Raw genomic sequence first — 16,982 nt, 5'->3', positions numbered from 1 at the left:
ATTGTCGTTTTGAGATGCATTCCGTGTCACCGGATTATAAGCACAGAATATTAATAGTGAAAAGTAAAACTGGCATGAAGCCGGCGTGGGAAGAGGGAGACTCTTCCCGGAATGTGGCTGGCTACAAACTGAACTGATGGCCCAGGTAAACGTCACGAACCTTCTGGTTGCTCAAAACGGTCTGGCTGTCACCTTCAGCAATGATGCCACCTTCGCTGACGATATAAGCCTTTTCACAGATATCCAGTGTTTCACGAACATTGTGATCGGTGATCAGTACACCAATGCCACGGCCTTGCAGTTGTCTGACAATCGCCTTGATATCTCCGACCGAGATCGGGTCAACACCGGCAAATGGCTCATCAAGCAGGACAAAATCAGGGTCGGTAGCCAGCGCCCTGGCTATTTCCACCCGCCGACGTTCACCGCCCGACAGGCTCATGCCGGCGCTGTCGCGGATGTGGCCTATGTTGAACTCATCCAGCAGTGATTCCATCTTGTCGAACTGCTGCTGTTTATTGAGGTCTTTGCGTGTTTGCAAAATGGCAAGGATATTGTCTGTTACCGACAGCTTGCGGAATATTGAGGCTTCCTGTGGCAGGTAACCAACACCAGCCCTTGCCCGCCCATGCATGGGCTGGTGAGTCAGGTCTTTGTTGTTAATGCTGACTTTGCCACCATCAGCTTTTACCAGGCCGACAATCATGTAGAAGCAGGTGGTTTTACCTGCCCCGTTAGGTCCCAGCAGGCCCACAATCTGGCCGCTGTTGACGGCCAGAGAGACGTCTTTAACGACCTTTCTGCCTTTGTAGCTTTTACTGAGGTGTTCTGCCTTTAGCGTAACCATCAGGTTATTTCTTTTCCTGTTGCTCGGGTCTGGGCTGAATGACCATCTGTACTCGTCCTTCGCCCTGACTGTTGTCCAGACCTTTGGCGTTGACTTTTTGCTGCTTCAGGTCGTAATCGATGCGTTCACCCTTGAACGAGTCACCTTTCTTTACGAGCTGGGCCTGACGGATCAGATGGATTTTTTCATCCAGCACTTTGTAGTCAATAGTATGTCCCCATGCCTGCAACGTTCCCTGGGCATCGGGCTGTTCTTCTTCGTAGTAGGCACGTTTGTTAATGCCCTCGGCAACAATCTTCCGCACTTCCTGGTTTTCGGTGTATACCGTTACGACATCGCCGGTGATTCGGGTGCTGCCCTGGGTCATTACGACATCGCCCCGGTAGACTGAAACACCTTTTTTGTTATCAATATCTGCCGAGTCGGACTCGATTTCGATGGGCATTTCCCGATCCGATGGCAGCGCCATGGCCAGGGTGGGCAGTAGCAGGAAGATACCTAAAATTGAACGTATAGTTTTTTTTGCATTACGTTCAGGCTTTTTATTCCGCTTAAGCTTTTTGTTCGGCTCAAGCTTTTTATTCTGCTCAAGGCTGTTTAGGTTCATGGAATCCTCGTACCCTTGATTTGAGTTTAACCAGACTGTCCTTGTAGAACGCTTCCATACCGATGGCTCTGGTACGACCAGTGTCGTTAGTAATCAGGACCGGACGGTCTGTTACAGCAAGACTTTGCTCAGAGTATATGGTGATAAAATCGGTGTCCATACGTACCTGACTGCCATTGCTGGTGTCGGTCTGGATCATGACTACGTCGTCCCAGAGTTCAATATCCTGGTCTCCGGGCAGCAGTTTGCCGTTCAGGGCATCGGCTATCATGGGTTTCTGTGGGTCGCTGTAGCTGCGCAGATGGGGCGTTTTGAGCAGGGTGGTGTCATTATGCGGATAGTGAGTAATGGCGTTGGAAGTCAGCTCGTATTCCAGCGTTCCCGTTTCATTGAACTGGGTAATGGTGGCGTCTACTAGATAGTAGTCTGCGTTTTCCTGTATTTCAGGCTGACGGTTCTGTCCTGTAACATGCAAACCACCGTCGTACGACCAGTAGCCTATGCCAACCATGGTCATCAGCACACAGGCAACTAACAGATAGCTTTTGTAAGAGCTGGTTATAGGCATCAGGTGTTTGGTTCCTGTTGATAAAGAAGCCAGCCACTCATGGGCTGGCCCCGAATTACAATAAGTTAACGATTATTAAAGGTATTCTGCCAGCATCGGCTCCAGCTTACCCTGGGCATCAAGGATAAAGTCACAGAATTCCCTTGCAGCGCCCAGACCTCCATGGTTATCGGTCACTGCCTGTGCATGTTGACGGACAAATGGGTGCGCATTGATCACTACGCAGCCAAAACCGACACGGCGGATAACGGGCAGGTCTGGCAGGTCATCGCCCAGATACGCAATTTCATCCATGCTATAGTGCTCGGTTTCCAGCAGTTCATTCAGGGCATTGATTTTATCCTCACGACCCTGATACAGAAAATCGACCCCCAGGTCACTCGCACGCTTTTCTACAAACGTCGAACGTCGTCCGGTAATGATGGCTGTTTTGATACCTGCCTGTTGCAGCATTTTCAGGCCGTGGCCGTCCAGTGTATGAAAGCATTTCAGAGCTTCACCCTGTTCGCCAAAAAACAGCTTGCCGTCGGTCAGTACGCCATCAACATCAAAGACTGCCAGACGTACTTTGGCAGCAGAAGGCTTCAGGGAAGAATCGATCATACAACACCTGCTTTCAGTAAATCGTGCATGTTTATGGCGCCAACGGGCTGATCGTTGGCATCGACACAGATCAGGGCGTTGATTTTGCGGTCGTCCATGATCTTCAGGGCTTCGGCAGCGAGGATATCGGGTGAGATGGTTTTGCAGTGACTGGTCATAACATCATCAATGTCCGTCAGGCGCAGGTTCACACCTTTATCCAGGGCGCGGCGCAGGTCGCCGTCGGTGAAGATGCCTACTACTTTACGGTCTTCGTTCACAATGGAGGTCATGCCAAGCCCTTTGTGGGTCATTTCCAGCAGAGCTTCACTGATCTTGGTCCCCTGAGTCACTTCCGGAATGCGTCTGCCGCTGTGCATAACGTCTTTGACCTTCAGCAGCAGACGTTTGCCCAGGGAGCCGCCCGGGTGCGAGAAAGCAAAGTCTTCAGCGGTGAAACCCCGGGCTTCCAGCAGGGCTATCGCCAGTGCGTCGCCCATCACCAGTGCGGTAGTGGTACTGGAGGTTGGAGCCAGGTCCAGCGGGCAGGCTTCTTTGTCGACACCGGCATTCACGTGTGCGTCAGCGGCACGGGCCAGAGAGGAATCCGGGTTACCGGTCATGCTGACCAGTGGTGTTCCCATCCGTTTCAACAGAGGCAGAAGAGTAACCACCTCACTGGTTTCGCCGGAGTTGGACAGGGCCAGAACCACATCTTCAGACGTTATCATGCCCATGTCACCATGACTGGCTTCACCAGGGTGTACGAAGAAAGAAGGAGTGCCGGTGCTGGCCAGGGTGGCGGCGATTTTGCGAGCAATGTGACCAGACTTGCCCATACCCACCACAATGATGCGCCCGCTGCAGGCCAGCATAACCTGACAGGCCCGGGCAAAATCGCTGTCTACCCGGTCCAGAAGTTTCTGAACGGCCTCCAGTTCCATGGATATGGTGCGTCTTCCGATGGCAATGAACTGCTCGTCATTGTTGGTCATAGTGAATAACTGTCTTAAAAGTGGCTGCGGAACGCCCTATTGTAAAACGGTTACGCGTTAAGGGATAGACCGATGCTATTTACCCCGGAGTTACCCCAGAGCTGCCACAAAGTCACGTAGGTTGGGTCGAGCGGAACGCGACATCCAACACGGTGAACGGCATTGAGCTTCCATGTTGGGAGTCGCTGCGCTCGTCCCAATCTACAAGTCAAACGTAATGAAACGATGTACTAGTTTGGTCAATAGCTGCATTAGAGCCGATTTGGAAACAGTAGTTCCATTAATGATGAATAAGTAACCAGCTGGTATAGGCGACGTAACAGCTTAAAAGAAATAATCCCGTTACCCGTCCCAGGTGTTTGGGCTGTTTGCCAAACAGGCAGCTGATGGCAAGAAACAGGGTCACTGTCATCATAACTGGAAAGTCCTGCCAGATAACCTGGGGGCTGATGGTGCCGGACGCAAGCAGCCCGGGCATGGGCAGAACGGCAAGAAGGTTGAAGATATTAGAGCCAACCACATTACCCAGGGCGATGTCATGGTGGCCTTTAATGGCGCTGGCAACAGAGGCTGCCAGTTCTGGCAGGCTGGTGCCGATAGCGACAATCGTGAGGCCGATAATCAGTTCGCTGATCCCAAACAGACGAGCCAGCTCGGTGGCTCCCCAGACCAGAATCTGCGAACTGCCCAGCAGAAACAGCAGTCCTGAAATCAGGTAAAACCAGGCTTTGCCTGCTGGCAACTCCGGAACTTCCTCTTCTTCGCCTTCGATAAGAGGTTCGCCGGGATGCTGCTTTTGCCAGCGAAACATCAGGTACAGTGTCAGAAACAGAGTTCCCAGTAATGCCAGACTGTCCAGTTGGGTCAGGAAACCATTAATGATGCAGAGTCCCGCCAGCACTGAGACGACGACCAGCATTGGAATTTCCCGATGTGCCAGGGATTTTTTGACCGGCAAGGGGGCAATCAGGGCGGTTGCGCCCAGTACCAGGCCAATATTGGCAATATTGGAGCCAATGGCATTACCGATGGCAAGGCTGGCATGGTCCTGGGTGGCTGCCATCACGGAGACCAGAATTTCCGGGGCAGATGTGCCAATCGAAACCACGGTCAAACCAATAAGCATCGGGGATATGTTGAAGTTTCTGGCAGTTGCGGCCGCACCATTCACAAACTGGTCTGCACTCCAGGTGAGAATAATAAAGCCGGCAAGAATGGCGATAATGGCAACAAACATGTTGGAGTTACCCGGTTTTTCTTTGAGGAGTTGAATCAGATTTTATTTGTTAATGGTAAGTCATCCGGCCGTCTGGAAGCGATGCCCTGAGGCGGTTTATTTACAGTTTTTTCAAGACGGCTTTTGATTGCCGGTGCGAAAACCTTGCAGGCAAAAGACGGTTGATGTTCAAAATGTAAGTAAAAGCCGTCATAATAAGAAGGCTGCATAAGTAATATGTGACAGGGATTGTTACACGCCTATGCTCAGGTGCTCTTTTTCTAGCGAGTTTTTACAGCAAGCTTTTACATCGAGTGTTTATAGAGGGTGTTTCAACCACATTTTAAAGCAAGGAAAGATCGGCTGATGGCTGTGGCTACTGATAACTTTATTGAAATTCGCGGGCTCACGTTCTTTCGCGGTGGCCGGTGTATTTTTAACAACATTGATATCACCATCCCAAGGGGAAAGGTCGTTGGGATCATGGGACCGTCCGGAACCGGCAAGACGACACTGCTCCGGCTGATTGGTCGTCAGCTGCGCCCTGACTCCGGACGAATTATTGTCGACGGGCAGGACGTTAACCGACTGTCCCGTGATGAACTGTTCCAGCTGCGTCGTAAAATGGGCATGCTGTTCCAGAGTGGTGCTCTGTTTACCGATCTTTCTGTGTTTGAAAATGTGGCATTTCCTCTTCGCATTCATACCGAACTGACGGACTCCATGATTCGGGACATTGTATTCATGAAGTTACAGGCGGTGGGTTTGCGGGGTGCCTGGTCGCTGATGCCGGCAGAATTGTCCGGTGGTATGAATCGCCGGGTGGCTCTTGCCCGGGCTATCGCCCTTGATCCGGAAATGGTCATGTACGACGAACCCTTTGTCGGGCAGGACCCAATTGCCATGGGGGTTCTGGTTGAGTTGATCCGTAAACTCAATCAGGCGCTGAAAATTACCAGTGTGGTGGTCTCCCATGACCTGCATGAAACAGCCAGTATAGCTGACTACCTTTATGTGCTGGCTGATGGGGACGTGATTGGTCAGGGAGCACCGGATGAAATGATGCTTTCCAAAGACCCCCGTGTCAGTCAGTTTATGAATGGCTATGCCGATGGCCCGGTTCCCTTCCATTATCCTGCCATGGATTACAAAGAAGCTCTGCTCAGGGAGTGCAAATGAGTCCAGGTTTGTTCGACCGGCTGCAACAGCTGGGTCGGTTTGGTTTGGATCATGTCCAGTCTGTAGGGCGATCCGGTGTTTTTTTGCTGCTGGCTATATTTTCCCGCTCCGGGTTTGGTCACCGCTTTTCATTACTGATTCAGCAGCTCTACAGCGTTGGCTTTATGTCCCTGATTATTATCACGGTGTCCGGGCTGTTTATTGGCATGGTACTGGCTTTGCAGGGCTACAACATACTGATTCGCTATGGTTCTGAAGACGCTGTCGGTCAGATGGTTGCACTGAGCCTGCTCAGGGAGCTGGGACCCGTGGTGACGGCATTGCTGTTTGCCGGACGGGCAGGCTCTGCCCTTACTGCTGAAATTGGTTTGATGAAAACCACTGAGCAGTTGTCCAGTCTTGAGATGATTGGCGTTGACCCACTGAAACGCATCATTGCCCCCAGATTCTGGGCTGGTGTGATTTCCATGCCCCTGCTGGCCACTATTTTTAACCTGGTGGGCATTCTGGGAGCCGCCATGGTCGGGGTCGACTGGCTGGGTATTTATGAAGGTTCCTTCTGGTCCAGTATGCAGCAGTCTGTAAGCTTTACAGCGGATATTGGTAACGGACTGGTGAAAAGCCTGGTGTTTGGGCTGGTGGTGACCTGGATTGCTGTGTTCCAGGGGTATGATGCCATTCCCACATCAGAGGGCGTGAGTCGTGCAACAACAAGAACTGTCGTGTATTCGTCGCTGGCTGTTTTAGGGCTTGATTTTATTTTGACCGCCGTAATGTTTGGAGAACTGTAATGAGGATGAAAACAGTAGAAATCAGTGTCGGCGGTTTTATGATTGCCGGTGTGCTGGCTCTGATCGTGCTGGCATTAAAAGTCAGTGGTTTGTCATTAGGCGCGGATCACCAAACTTATCAGGTTCATGCCATGTTTGATAACACCGGCGCCCTGAAACCCAGGGCTAAAGTAGCTCTGGCTGGTGTGATTATCGGCAAGGTCACACAGGTCAGTCTGGATAAACACACTTATATGGCACGGGTTGATATGGAAATCGATGCCGATATCGACAATATTCCCATCGACAGTACTGCATCCATTGTGACAGCAGGCTTTCTGGGAGAAAAATATATCGGTATCAGTGTTGGTGGGGATGAAGATTACCTCAAGGATGGAGGGCGTTTTGAGGATACCCAGTCAGCCGTTATTCTGGAAGAACTGATCGGCAAGTTCCTGCTCGGGGCAGTGAATAAGGACGATAAATAAAACAGGCGGTCATTATGAGCAAAACAATGGTTGTTTCAATACGGCAGTTTTTCTTCGGAGTCGTCACCTTGCTGTTGGCATCAACAGCTTTGGCAGCGCCGCAGATACAGCCTCCCGAAATTGAAGTGGAGAAGATTACCCGGAATTTACTGAACCTGTTTGACAAAAATAAAGAAGAATACAAAAAAGACCGGGATGGTTTTGTTAAAGAAGTGGATCGCCTGTTATCACCGGTGGTGGCTTTTGACCAGATTGCCCGTTATGTCATGGGAAAATACACCCGACGCAGCCCCGAACAGGTCGATAAGTTTGAAGCCACCTTCAAGGACAGCCTGCTGAGATTTTACAGCAATGCCTTACTGTCACTGGATGACACCAGTCTGACCATTGAATCTGTGGAGAAAACCCCTGAAAGCCAGCTGAAAAAGTACATTGCCGGAGATATCAGCCGTATCCCGGTGAAGATGAGTGTCAGAACCAGTACCCGGAGTGTTGATATTTTCTACTCCATGGTACACACCGACGGTCGCTGGAAACTGCGTAATATTACGGTGGACGGTATCAATATTGCCAAACAGTTCCAGACCCAGTTTGCCGACGCTGTGGATCGCTATGGCAAGGTTGAGACGGTAGTGGATAACTGGGCTGAGATTATGCGGGGCAAAGACATAAAAGCGGGTAAATAACCTATGCCACTGGAACGCCTTGAACCGGGTCTCTATGCCCTTAAGGGTATAGTGACTTTTGATAACGCTGCTGTGGTGGAAGAATACGGTCGCCAGCTGCTGCAGAGCGAACTGCAGGCCGGTCAGTCTTCAGTCAGGATAAGCTTTAAGGAACTCCACAAGGGCGACAGTGCTACCCTTTCTGTTTGCCTGTCCTGGCTGCGGCTGGCTGAAAACTACAACACGGCTTTCTGCTTTTCTGACATTCCTGTGGAACTACAGGCCCTTGCCAAGGTCTGTGGTATCGATAAGCTGCTCGAAGCGTCTTCCTGCCCGTCTGGCTGAGCTGTTTGACCGACCGGTGCTTGTGGCTGGTCGGGAGGTCATATATCATTGCCCGATTTGCCCCGAGCCTGTATTTGTTCAAATGACAGGCTTGTTAACTGTTTTATGATCCATGGAATCCTGTCGACATGCTCTCGTGGACATACGTCTAACGCTTTGATGATTCTGTCGGTTTCCATGGCTGTTGCTACGAGGTGAGTGCATGCTAGCCACCCAGGTAAAGGCGCTGCTGGAAGAGAAAATTCAAGGTTCTGAGGTTCTGGTTGAAGGGGAGGGCTGTGACTTTCGCCTGACCATCATCAGTGATGAATTTCAGGGTGCCATGCCAGTGAAACGCCAGCAAATGGTGTATCAGCACCTGAACGGGATGATTGCCAGCGGTGAGATTCATGCGGTGACCATGGTGACTCTGACGCAGTCTGAATGGCAGCAGCGCAACAGTTAATTGAAGGGCTCTGGTGGAACCTGATGGATAAATTGATCATTACAGGCGGAAATCGTCTGGACGGCGAAATTCGGATTTCCGGCGCCAAGAACTCCGCTTTGCCTATTCTGGCTGCGACTCTGCTGGCTGACGACCCGGTAACGGTTTGCAACCTGCCTCACCTGCACGATATTACGACCATGTTTGAGCTGTTTGGCTGCATGGGCGTAGACCTGATGGTGGACGAACGCATGAACGTAGAAGTTCATGCCAGCACCATCAAACAGCTGCGAGCCCCTTACGAACTGGTTAAAACCATGCGGGCCTCCATTCTGGTACTGGGACCGCTGCTGGCTCGTTTTGGCCGTGCTGAAGTTTCCCTGCCGGGTGGCTGTGCGATTGGTAGCCGTCCGGTAGACCTGCACATCCGCGGCCTGCAGGCGATGGGAGCGGATATCGTTGTGGAAGACGGTTACATCAAGGCGAGCATCAAGGATCGTCTGAAAGGCGCCCGTATCTTTATGGATACCGTCACAGTAACCGGTACTGAGAACATTCTGATGGCGGCCTGTCTGGCAGACGGCGAAACCATTATTGAAAACGCTGCCCGCGAACCGGAAGTGGTGGATCTGGCTGACTGCCTGATGACCATGGGCGCCAAAATTGAAGGTGCGGGTACCGACACGATCCGTGTTCAGGGTGTTGAACGCCTGAACGGCTGCACCTACTCTGTACTGCCTGACCGCATTGAAACCGGTACTTACCTGATTGCTGCAGCAGCCACCGGTGGCCGCGTTCGCCTGAAAGATACTCAACCAGACATTCTGGATGCCATTCTGCTGAAACTGCGTGAAGCCGGTGCCTGCGTTGAGTGGGGTGAAGACTGGATTGAGCTGGATATGAAAGGTAAGCGACCACAGGCCGTTGACCTGAAAACCGCACCTTATCCGGCAATGCCTACGGATATTCAGGCGCAGTTCACAGCGCTGAACATCATTGCAGAAGGCACCGGACACATCACTGAAACCGTGTTCGAAAACCGCTTTATGCACGTTCAGGAAATGAAACGCATGGGCGCTGACGTGGTGGTCGAAGGCAATACCGTGATTATCAAAGGGGTGGAAAACCTTAAAGCGGCCCCGGTCATGGCGACCGACCTGCGTGCTTCTGCCAGCCTGGTCATTGCCGGTCTGGTAGCGGAAGGTGATACCCGGGTTGAGCGTATTTACCACATCGACCGTGGTTACGAATGTATTGAAGAGAAGCTGCAACAGCTGGGTGCCAGTATTCGCCGCGTTGCGGGGTAAGTCTCCGACTGCTTTCAATAATGCCTTAAAGCCAGCCTCGCGCTGGCTTTTTTGTTAATAAATACTTAAAAAGTTGTGTAAACTACGGAATCTTCAGGGCGGAATAACAAATAAGGAAACCTGATCAAGATGTCCAGTCAGATTACCATTGCTCTCTCCAAAGGGCGTATCCTCAAAGACACTTTGCCTTTGCTTAAGGCGGCCGGTATCGAACTGGCAGAAGATCCGGGTCAGAGCCGTAAGCTGATTATTCCCACTACCCATCCTGACGTGAACCTGCTGATTGTGCGTGCCAGTGATGTACCAACCTATGTAGAATATGGTGCGGCTGATATAGGGGTTGCGGGAAAGGATGTGCTGCTTGAGCATGGTTCGACAGAACTCTATGAACCACTGGACCTGAATATCGCCCGCTGCAAGCTGATGACAGCAGGAAAAGTCGGTGTTCCCGAACCTGAGGGACGTATCAGAGTGGCGACCAAGTTCGTCAATCTTGCCAGACAATACTATGCTTCCATTGGCCGGCAGGCAGATATCATCAAACTTTACGGTTCAATGGAGCTGGCACCGCTGGTGGGGCTGGCTGATATCATTATCGATGTGGTGGATACCGGCAATACGCTGCGTGCCAACGGCCTTGAACCCAGAGACCTGATACGAACCATTTCTTCACGGCTGGTGGTGAACAAAGCCTCCATGAAGGTTAAACACGACGCTGTCAGCCAGTTAATTGATCAAATGTCCCGCGCTGTTCAGGAGACATGCTGACCATGACAACAAAAATACTGAAACCTGCCCGTCTGGATTATCACGATGACAACTTCAGACAACAGCTTGCGCATCTTCTGGCATGGGAAAGCGTGTCGGATGATAAGGTTCACGGCATCGTTAAGGACATCATAACCGCTGTTCGCAAACGGGGCGACGGAGCGCTACTGGACTACAGTCGTCGTTTTGATCGAGTGTCTGCCAGTTCAATGAAAGAGCTGACCGTCAGTGAGCAGCAGCTGCAGAATGCGTTAGATGCCATTCCTGGCGAACAGCGCGAAGCACTGGAAACTGCTGCCGCCAGAATTCGCAGTTACCATAAACGACAGGTGCTGGAATCCTGGACCTACAAAGAGCGCCACGGCACAAAGCTTGGACAGAAGGTTCAGCCAATGGATCGTGTCGGGCTGTATGTGCCGGGAGGTCAGGCAACATACCCCTCATCAGTGTTGATGAACGCTATTCCTGCACATGTGGCGGGTGTAGAAGAAATTATTATGGTGGTGCCGACGCCAGACGGTGTGATCAATGATATGGTTCTGGCCGCCGCTGCTCTGGCTGGCGTGCATAAAGTCTTTACCATTGGCGGGGCTCAGGCGATTGCTGCTCTGGCTTATGGCACAGAAACAGTGCCTCGGGTAGACAAGATTGTAGGCCCGGGAAATATCTATGTGGCGACCGCAAAGCGGGAAGTCTTTGGACAGGTGGGCATTGATATGATTGCGGGACCTTCAGAGATTATGGTGGTCTGCGACGGTTTAACCGACCCTGACTGGATTGCCATGGACCTGTTCTCCCAGGCTGAACATGATGAAGACGCTCAGGCCATTCTGGTTTCCGATGACCTTGAATTTTTACATGAAGTGGATGACTGCATGAACCATCTGGTGCAGGACCTGGAGCGCAGGGAGATTATTAAAGCTTCGATCAATAAGCGTGGAGCCCTGATTCATGTACCCAATATGAAAGTGGCCTGTGATGTCGTTAATCATATTGCGCCGGAGCATCTGGAGTTGTCTGTGGCAAACCCGGAAGTCCTGTTGCCGGATATCCGGCATGCCGGTGCGATTTTTATGGGTCGTCATACCGCTGAAGCGCTGGGTGATTACTGCGCAGGTCCTAATCATGTATTACCGACCTCGGGAACAGCTCGGTTTTCTTCACCCCTAGGCGTTTATGATTTTCAGAAACGTTCATCCCTGATTCATTTTTCGGACAAGGGAGCCTCTGAAATGGGTAAAGTGGCTTCGGTGCTGGCCAGGGGAGAATCCTTAACAGCTCACGCCCGGTCGGCGGAATTCAGGATCAGGAAGTAGCTTTTTTTGATAGCAGCCGTCTGAGGTATCAGAAGGCTGCCTTTTCAGTCAGTTAACCATCCTCGGGCGTGTACTGACTCTTGCTTTTAGCTCTACGGGTTTGTTGTCACGCAGAATTTGCAATGTCACTTCTGTTCCCGGTGGCACCTGAGCCACCATGTTCATGACTTTGTTGCCATCGGTGGTGCTGACATTGTTGATACCGGTCAGAATATCGCCCCGGCGCAAACCGGCCTGATCCGCAGGGCCGCCCTGATAGACACCGGAAATCAGGATACCGGAATTGGTTTTTATATCATAAGCCTGAGCCAGCTGAGCACTGAGAGGCTGGGATTCAATGCCCAGCCAGCCACGAATCACCCGCCCGTACTTGATAATGGATTCCATAACGAACTCTGCCATTCTGGAAGGAATGGCAAAGCCTACCCCCTCGTTGCCACCTCCCCGGGTAAACAACAGAGTATTGATACCAATCAGCTCACCATAGGCGTTGACCAGAGCTCCGCCGGAATTACCAACGTTAATGGCTGCGTCGGTCTGGATAAAATCCTCGTAGGTATTGAGTCGCAGATCATCCCGTCCGGTGGCACTGATGATGCCCATGGTCACGGTCTGCCCAAGGCCAAACGGGTTACCGATAGCCAGCACAACATCACCGACTTCTGCTTTACTGGAGTCGGCCAGATGAATGCTGGGCAGGTCTTTCAGGTCGATTTTCAGTACCGCCAGGTCAGTATCAGGGTCCCGACCAACCACCGAGGCGATTTCTTCACGGCCGTCCTGCATGGAAACATAAATTCGCTCTGCTCCCTGTATCACATGGTTATTGGTGAGCAGGTAGCCATCAGGACTGACAATAACGCCTGAGCCCCGGTTAGCGTCCGTATCAGGGCTGTTGCGATACGGCATAGGGGTTACTGATGTGCCGGAACGATCCAGAGAGGCGGTGGCAATGTTCACCACTGCCGGAGCAGCCTTTTTGACCGCATGGCGATAAGAAACCTGACCGGTTCCCAGCAGGTTGGTACTGCGGTTGGACAACGTGCTGAAGAATGCAGTAAAGCTGTCTTCCTTAAAACCAGCCACCTCAGGTTTGATGACAATCACCAGAAGTCCAATAACAAGGCCAACAAAAACAGGAAGGCCAATTTGCAGAAGAATTTTTTTCATGGTGATCGCTGTCACTGCCAGTCAAACAGTATAATGGTTGAATACTTAAATATACCGTTATCCATGCGTGGAACGATAGAGTCACAGGAGACGAATCATGGGCATTTCCCTCAAAAGGCTGATGGAAAAACTGGATGATGAACTTCAGCCAGGGTTGTTCAGGGATTATTGCCCCAATGGTTTGCAGGTCGAGGGCAAACAGGATATTAACCGGATTGTAACCGGAGTCACCGCCTGTCAGGCATTGATCGACAAGGCTATTGAGTTGCAGGCGGATGCCATTTTTGTGCATCACGGCTATTTCTGGAAAGGGGAAGACGCCACGATTACCGGTATGAAGCGTCGCCGGATTGAAGCGCTGCTCAGGCACAATATCAGCCTGATTACCTATCACCTGCCACTGGATGGTCACCCGACCATGGGTAACAATGCCCGGCTGGCAAATCTTATGCAATGGTCAACAAAAGGTGGTATGGAATCAACACCACGGCCTGTGGGTAGCTGGGGCAACGTGGCGGGCGTTCAAACTGTTCAAGAGCTATCAGAACAACTGGAGCAGCAACTGGGGCGGAAACCTCTGGTGATTGAAGGCGGTTCTCATGACATAACAACCGTCGCCTGGTGTACGGGTGGGGCGCAGAAGATGATTGAAGAGGCTCACGCCCTGGGTGTTGATGCTTATGTGAGTGGCGAAATCTCGGAGTCCACTGTTCATTTTGCCCGGGAGAATGGCATTCATTACTTCAGTGCTGGCCATCATGCCACTGAGCGTTATGGGGTTCAGGCGGTGGGTGCATGGTTGGAGCAGGAATTCGATATTGAACACCTGTTTGTCGATATCCCGTCTCCGGTTTAGCTTCAGGTTTACTTTCCGGTTTGGGTGCGGTTCTTTTCCTACGACGCCGCAACCCCGACATACCGGTCACTTTGACACTCAGGGGCAAAGAAAAAAGAGCTGTTTGTGGTGATATAAAGTCGTCAAACAAATAGCACCAGAAAAGCTGCCCTTCGTGAGCATTGCCCCGGCATTGCTTGTAAGCATCAGGCCATAAAACTGGTTAAAGACACCGCTCAGGATTTTGTCGAGTTTATTTTCAATACTGGTGGTTACCCTGACCTGCTGAAGACACAGGCGATAAGCGTTTTTCGACAGGTGGGAACCATCTTGTTGTCTTCAAAACATCAGTAATATTGTATGCTTGGTTGCCTGCTCGGTTGAGTTGATGCAGAGTACTTTTCATGAAATTTCCGACACGGTCAAGAGTCAAGACGGAAAAATTAAAATCATGTTTAAAGTTGTACACCTGTAAGAATCTGGGTGATAACATCCAAAACTTGATTATCAGTTGCCATGGCTTGTTTGAGTCTAAGTGTGATGGTTCTATGGAACCCTCAAGTCACTTTTATACACCAAACTGGACAACACTCTTTTTCTACGGCCCTCACGGTACACCACTATTAGGCGCGCCTCACCTTTACATGCAAGGAAGTGCTCCTCCTTTGGAAGCAGCTTTACCACAAGAAAAAGTGGTTAATTATCTTTTGTTGCACAAAAGTGGCTCGTCCTGGGGCGACATTCCGGATCTTAAGGAAGTGATGGTGAAATACCGAACCGGCGAGTATCGAACTTTGTCACAACATCCTTTTCGTTTTTATGATGTTGTTACTCTGGAGCCATGCGAAGGCTACTACTTACGTCTTAAAACAGTCCTAAATATCTTATTTAAGACGGGTCATTGCTATCCCAGAATTCATTGTGATTTTTGTCGCTCCCGTTACGGAGATACAAGCCTGGAGCACTTGACCTGGCCTAGTTATAGAAATCGTCCTGGTCCTGGTCCTGAAGATCAATACACTCCAGCCAGACAAACTCCAGGCCTGCTGGATGATTGGGTCATCCTCTAGCGTGGCAGAGCATCGGTCAGTGTCACCCGTTCTTTGGGATACCCTCCTTCCAGGCGGTCAGTGTGGCCGGACTTTAAGAGAGCGGCGATATCTGATCAATGAACGCCTTCATATAACAGGCACACGTTGGAGCTTGCAGGGGGCAGAAGTCATTCTGAAGTTGCGCCCACTGAATTCCGGTGAGGACTTGGAGGAGTATTAATCGTTTCATCGTTCACGTTCCAAAAACGAAATTACGATGCGTTGATGGCCAACAAGACTTCGTCGTAGCAAAGGAACCGCACCCTTCCGGTTTAATGGTGTCTGGCTGCGACCGATACAACTGAGAACAGTTGAAAAGATTGCAGCTATGCCCATTTCCGGACCTAAACCGCCTGCAGCAGGAGTCACAGGGTTGACTCCTTCCACTGAACCTCCAGAGGCAGAAGGTTTACCTGCACCTGCCAGACATATTCCAAATAGCAGTGACCGGACGCCGGGTAAATCGCTTCATGAGCGTAAGACAGCGGTTGCTGTAAAGGTTCCGCCGCACATGGGAGGGGCTGACAAGGCTGAAGTCAGAAGGCTCACCCGGGATCTTGAACAATCCAGAGACCGGCAGGCGCAGTTAGAAGGACAAAAGTTTCTTTGCAACCACCTCGATAGCCTCTCGCAGCAGCTCAACCAGACTAGTGGAGCAGGAACTGTTAATTATCGACTCGTATTCATACCCAGGGGAAAGACGCCTGTCAGCGTGATTCCTCCTGAGCAGGGGGGGGCTGATGTTCAGGCAAGGGTTCAGGCGTTGCGACAGCAGGCGAAACCGCTTGTCCAGCAGGCCAGGGCGTATTTCTCAGAAGGCAGGGTGGAGGAGCTGAACCGGCAGCTGGCTGAGACAAAGCGCGAAGTTGGACAACTGTTCAATAAGTTGGAACAGCTTCAGGTTGAGCCGGTTATGGCAGCAATATTACCAGCCCCCACCGTGTTAAGGGATCTGAGTTCCGTACTGGGAGAACCCCCGCAAAACATTGACCCCGCGACGGATGACTCGGAATTTGTGCTGATACCTCAGCCTGTTGCCCGGCCTGTAGTACCGGGGCGGCCTGCACCTTCTACCCCACCGGCTCCGTTTCCGGACGCTGTTTCAGCTCCAGCTCCAGCTCCTGCGCCTGCTCCAGCTCCGGTTTCTCACAAAATAAAAACACAACAGTGGTTAGAATTTTACCGGTCCGGGGGGAGAATTGACGGACAACGGTTCACGTTGGAGCAGATAAGACGGTTTACAGACAGACAACTGGAAGACGAGCACGACTATATTCAGCTGTTGTTTCCCAACATGCATGACAGTCCGCATAACCCAAATGCCCCCGCACAAAACCCACAAATGATTCAGGAGATCCGGAATGACCCGGTAATGCAAGGCGAATTGCAAAAGTCTCTGGATCAGATGTTGGAATTCTGGGGATTAAAACGCATCGGAGATGATATACACGTTATTCCTGGGCAGGTAAGCAGGCATGCAGTGTGGGTGGGTGACTTTGACCATAACCACAAACGGATAACCCGAGTGTTAAGTTGCCTGACAGAGTGTGGCTATGTTAAGTGTGCTGCCAATCTGGAAAAAGCGTTGCAAGCTGAAAGGCAGCGAAACCGGCAAGCGCCCATAACGTACTGGGCGGGTGTGGTTGGATATCCTTCGAACAGACCCCTGTACTTTTCCAGAGCCTCAGGCTGAATATAATCATCAGGGAGACCTGATGACTGCGAATATTCTTATGCAATAAATATATAAATATTAAATTTATTATTACATTATCGCTGATAGACTTTGCATTAATAAAAATTCTAATG

19 protein-coding genes are annotated in these 16,982 nt (G+C 51.0%); 12 read left to right on the top strand and 7 right to left on the bottom strand.

All coding sequences use genetic code 11. From position 1 onward, the window contains the following. Window positions 1-121 precede the first annotated feature (121 nt). From lptB to V5J35_RS07945, 6 genes are all read right to left on the bottom strand, one after another. Window positions 122-847, bottom strand: a complete 726-nt coding sequence (gene lptB, locus V5J35_RS07970) for an LPS export ABC transporter ATP-binding protein (protein WP_354010739.1) — start codon at window positions 845-847, stop codon at window positions 122-124. A gap of 4 nt (window positions 848-851) precedes the next feature. Then, the gene (lptA, locus tag V5J35_RS07965; protein ID WP_354010738.1) at window positions 852-1,454 is read right to left on the bottom strand and encodes a lipopolysaccharide transport periplasmic protein LptA; all 603 of its coding nucleotides are present in this window, start codon (window positions 1,452-1,454) and stop codon (window positions 852-854) included. After that, window positions 1,435-2,022 (bottom strand): LPS export ABC transporter periplasmic protein LptC, encoded by a 588-nt coding sequence (gene lptC / locus V5J35_RS07960; protein WP_354010737.1) that lies wholly within the window; start codon window positions 2,020-2,022, stop codon window positions 1,435-1,437. The genes lptA and lptC overlap by 20 nt, the downstream gene beginning before the upstream one ends. A 75-nt stretch (window positions 2,023-2,097) precedes the next feature. Then, complete coding sequence (locus V5J35_RS07955) at window positions 2,098-2,625, bottom strand: KdsC family phosphatase (RefSeq protein ID WP_354010736.1); 528 nt, start codon at window positions 2,623-2,625, stop codon at window positions 2,098-2,100. After that, the gene (locus V5J35_RS07950; protein ID WP_354010735.1) at window positions 2,622-3,599 is read right to left on the bottom strand and encodes a KpsF/GutQ family sugar-phosphate isomerase; all 978 of its coding nucleotides are present in this window, start codon (window positions 3,597-3,599) and stop codon (window positions 2,622-2,624) included. The genes V5J35_RS07955 and V5J35_RS07950 overlap by 4 nt, the downstream gene beginning before the upstream one ends. 280 nt (window positions 3,600-3,879) lie before the next feature. Beyond that, window positions 3,880-4,836 (bottom strand): calcium/sodium antiporter, encoded by a 957-nt coding sequence (locus V5J35_RS07945; protein ID WP_354010734.1) that lies wholly within the window; start codon window positions 4,834-4,836, stop codon window positions 3,880-3,882. Window positions 4,837-5,181: 345 nt separating this feature from the next. On the opposite strand from V5J35_RS07945, the gene V5J35_RS07940 reads away from it, so the two are divergent. The 9 genes from V5J35_RS07940 to hisD all read left to right on the top strand — a co-directional run bounded on the left by V5J35_RS07940 (window position 5,182) and on the right by hisD (window position 12,077). Further along, on the top strand, window positions 5,182-5,994 hold the full coding sequence (locus tag V5J35_RS07940) for an ATP-binding cassette domain-containing protein (RefSeq protein ID WP_354010733.1): 813 nt from the start codon (window positions 5,182-5,184) through the stop codon (window positions 5,992-5,994). Beyond that, the gene (mlaE, locus tag V5J35_RS07935; RefSeq protein WP_354010732.1) at window positions 5,991-6,785 is read left to right on the top strand and encodes a lipid asymmetry maintenance ABC transporter permease subunit MlaE; all 795 of its coding nucleotides are present in this window, start codon (window positions 5,991-5,993) and stop codon (window positions 6,783-6,785) included. Before V5J35_RS07940 ends, mlaE begins: the two co-directional genes overlap by 4 nt. Further along, entirely contained in the window at window positions 6,785-7,252 is a 468-nt protein-coding gene (gene mlaD, locus V5J35_RS07930; protein ID WP_354010731.1) for an outer membrane lipid asymmetry maintenance protein MlaD, read from the top strand. Before mlaE ends, mlaD begins: the two co-directional genes overlap by 1 nt. Window positions 7,253-7,266: 14 nt before the next feature. Continuing rightward, on the top strand, window positions 7,267-7,938 hold the full coding sequence (locus V5J35_RS07925) for an MlaC/ttg2D family ABC transporter substrate-binding protein (protein WP_354010730.1): 672 nt from the start codon (window positions 7,267-7,269) through the stop codon (window positions 7,936-7,938). 3 nt (window positions 7,939-7,941) lie between these two features. After that, window positions 7,942-8,262 carry an STAS domain-containing protein gene (locus V5J35_RS07920; protein WP_354010729.1) on the top strand — a complete coding sequence of 107 codons (321 nt, stop codon included), beginning with the start codon at window positions 7,942-7,944 and terminating at the stop codon, window positions 8,260-8,262. Window positions 8,263-8,464: 202 nt separating this feature from the next. After that, window positions 8,465-8,707: a BolA family protein gene (locus V5J35_RS07915; protein ID WP_262565922.1), complete on the top strand. Its 243-nt coding sequence runs from the start codon at window positions 8,465-8,467 to the stop codon at window positions 8,705-8,707. 23 nt (window positions 8,708-8,730) lie between these two features. Then, window positions 8,731-9,993 (top strand): UDP-N-acetylglucosamine 1-carboxyvinyltransferase, encoded by a 1,263-nt coding sequence (gene murA / locus V5J35_RS07910; RefSeq protein WP_354011378.1) that lies wholly within the window; start codon window positions 8,731-8,733, stop codon window positions 9,991-9,993. Window positions 9,994-10,122: 129 nt separating this feature from the next. Next, window positions 10,123-10,761: an ATP phosphoribosyltransferase gene (gene hisG, locus V5J35_RS07905; RefSeq protein ID WP_354010728.1), complete on the top strand. Its 639-nt coding sequence runs from the start codon at window positions 10,123-10,125 to the stop codon at window positions 10,759-10,761. Window positions 10,762-10,763: 2 nt separating this feature from the next. Beyond that, a complete protein-coding gene (gene hisD, locus V5J35_RS07900) occupies window positions 10,764-12,077 on the top strand; it encodes a histidinol dehydrogenase (protein ID WP_354010727.1) in 1,314 nt (437 codons plus the stop codon). A 48-nt stretch (window positions 12,078-12,125) separates the two neighbouring features. On the opposite strand, the gene V5J35_RS07895 is transcribed toward hisD, so the two are convergent. Continuing rightward, complete coding sequence (locus V5J35_RS07895) at window positions 12,126-13,247, bottom strand: S1C family serine protease (protein WP_354010726.1); 1,122 nt, start codon at window positions 13,245-13,247, stop codon at window positions 12,126-12,128. Between the two features lie 97 nt (window positions 13,248-13,344). On the opposite strand from V5J35_RS07895, the gene V5J35_RS07890 reads away from it, so the two are divergent. From V5J35_RS07890 to V5J35_RS07880, 3 genes are all read left to right on the top strand, one after another. Continuing rightward, window positions 13,345-14,103, top strand: coding sequence for a Nif3-like dinuclear metal center hexameric protein (locus V5J35_RS07890; protein ID WP_354010725.1), 759 nt, complete (start codon window positions 13,345-13,347; stop codon window positions 14,101-14,103). Window positions 14,104-14,486: 383 nt separating this feature from the next. Then, window positions 14,487-15,152: a putative adhesin gene (locus V5J35_RS07885; RefSeq protein WP_354010724.1), complete on the top strand. Its 666-nt coding sequence runs from the start codon at window positions 14,487-14,489 to the stop codon at window positions 15,150-15,152. Between the two features lie 394 nt (window positions 15,153-15,546). Continuing rightward, on the top strand, window positions 15,547-16,866 hold the full coding sequence (locus V5J35_RS07880) for an opioid growth factor receptor-related protein (protein WP_354010723.1): 1,320 nt from the start codon (window positions 15,547-15,549) through the stop codon (window positions 16,864-16,866). The last annotated feature ends 116 nt before the right edge of the window (window positions 16,867-16,982 follow it).

This window comes from Endozoicomonas sp. NE40, assembly GCF_040549045.1.
Lineage (GTDB): Bacteria > Pseudomonadota > Gammaproteobacteria > Pseudomonadales > Endozoicomonadaceae > Endozoicomonas_A > Endozoicomonas_A lisbonensis.
The sequence above is the reverse complement of the archived record's forward strand: the minus strand, read 5'-3'. Positions and strand labels throughout refer to the sequence as shown.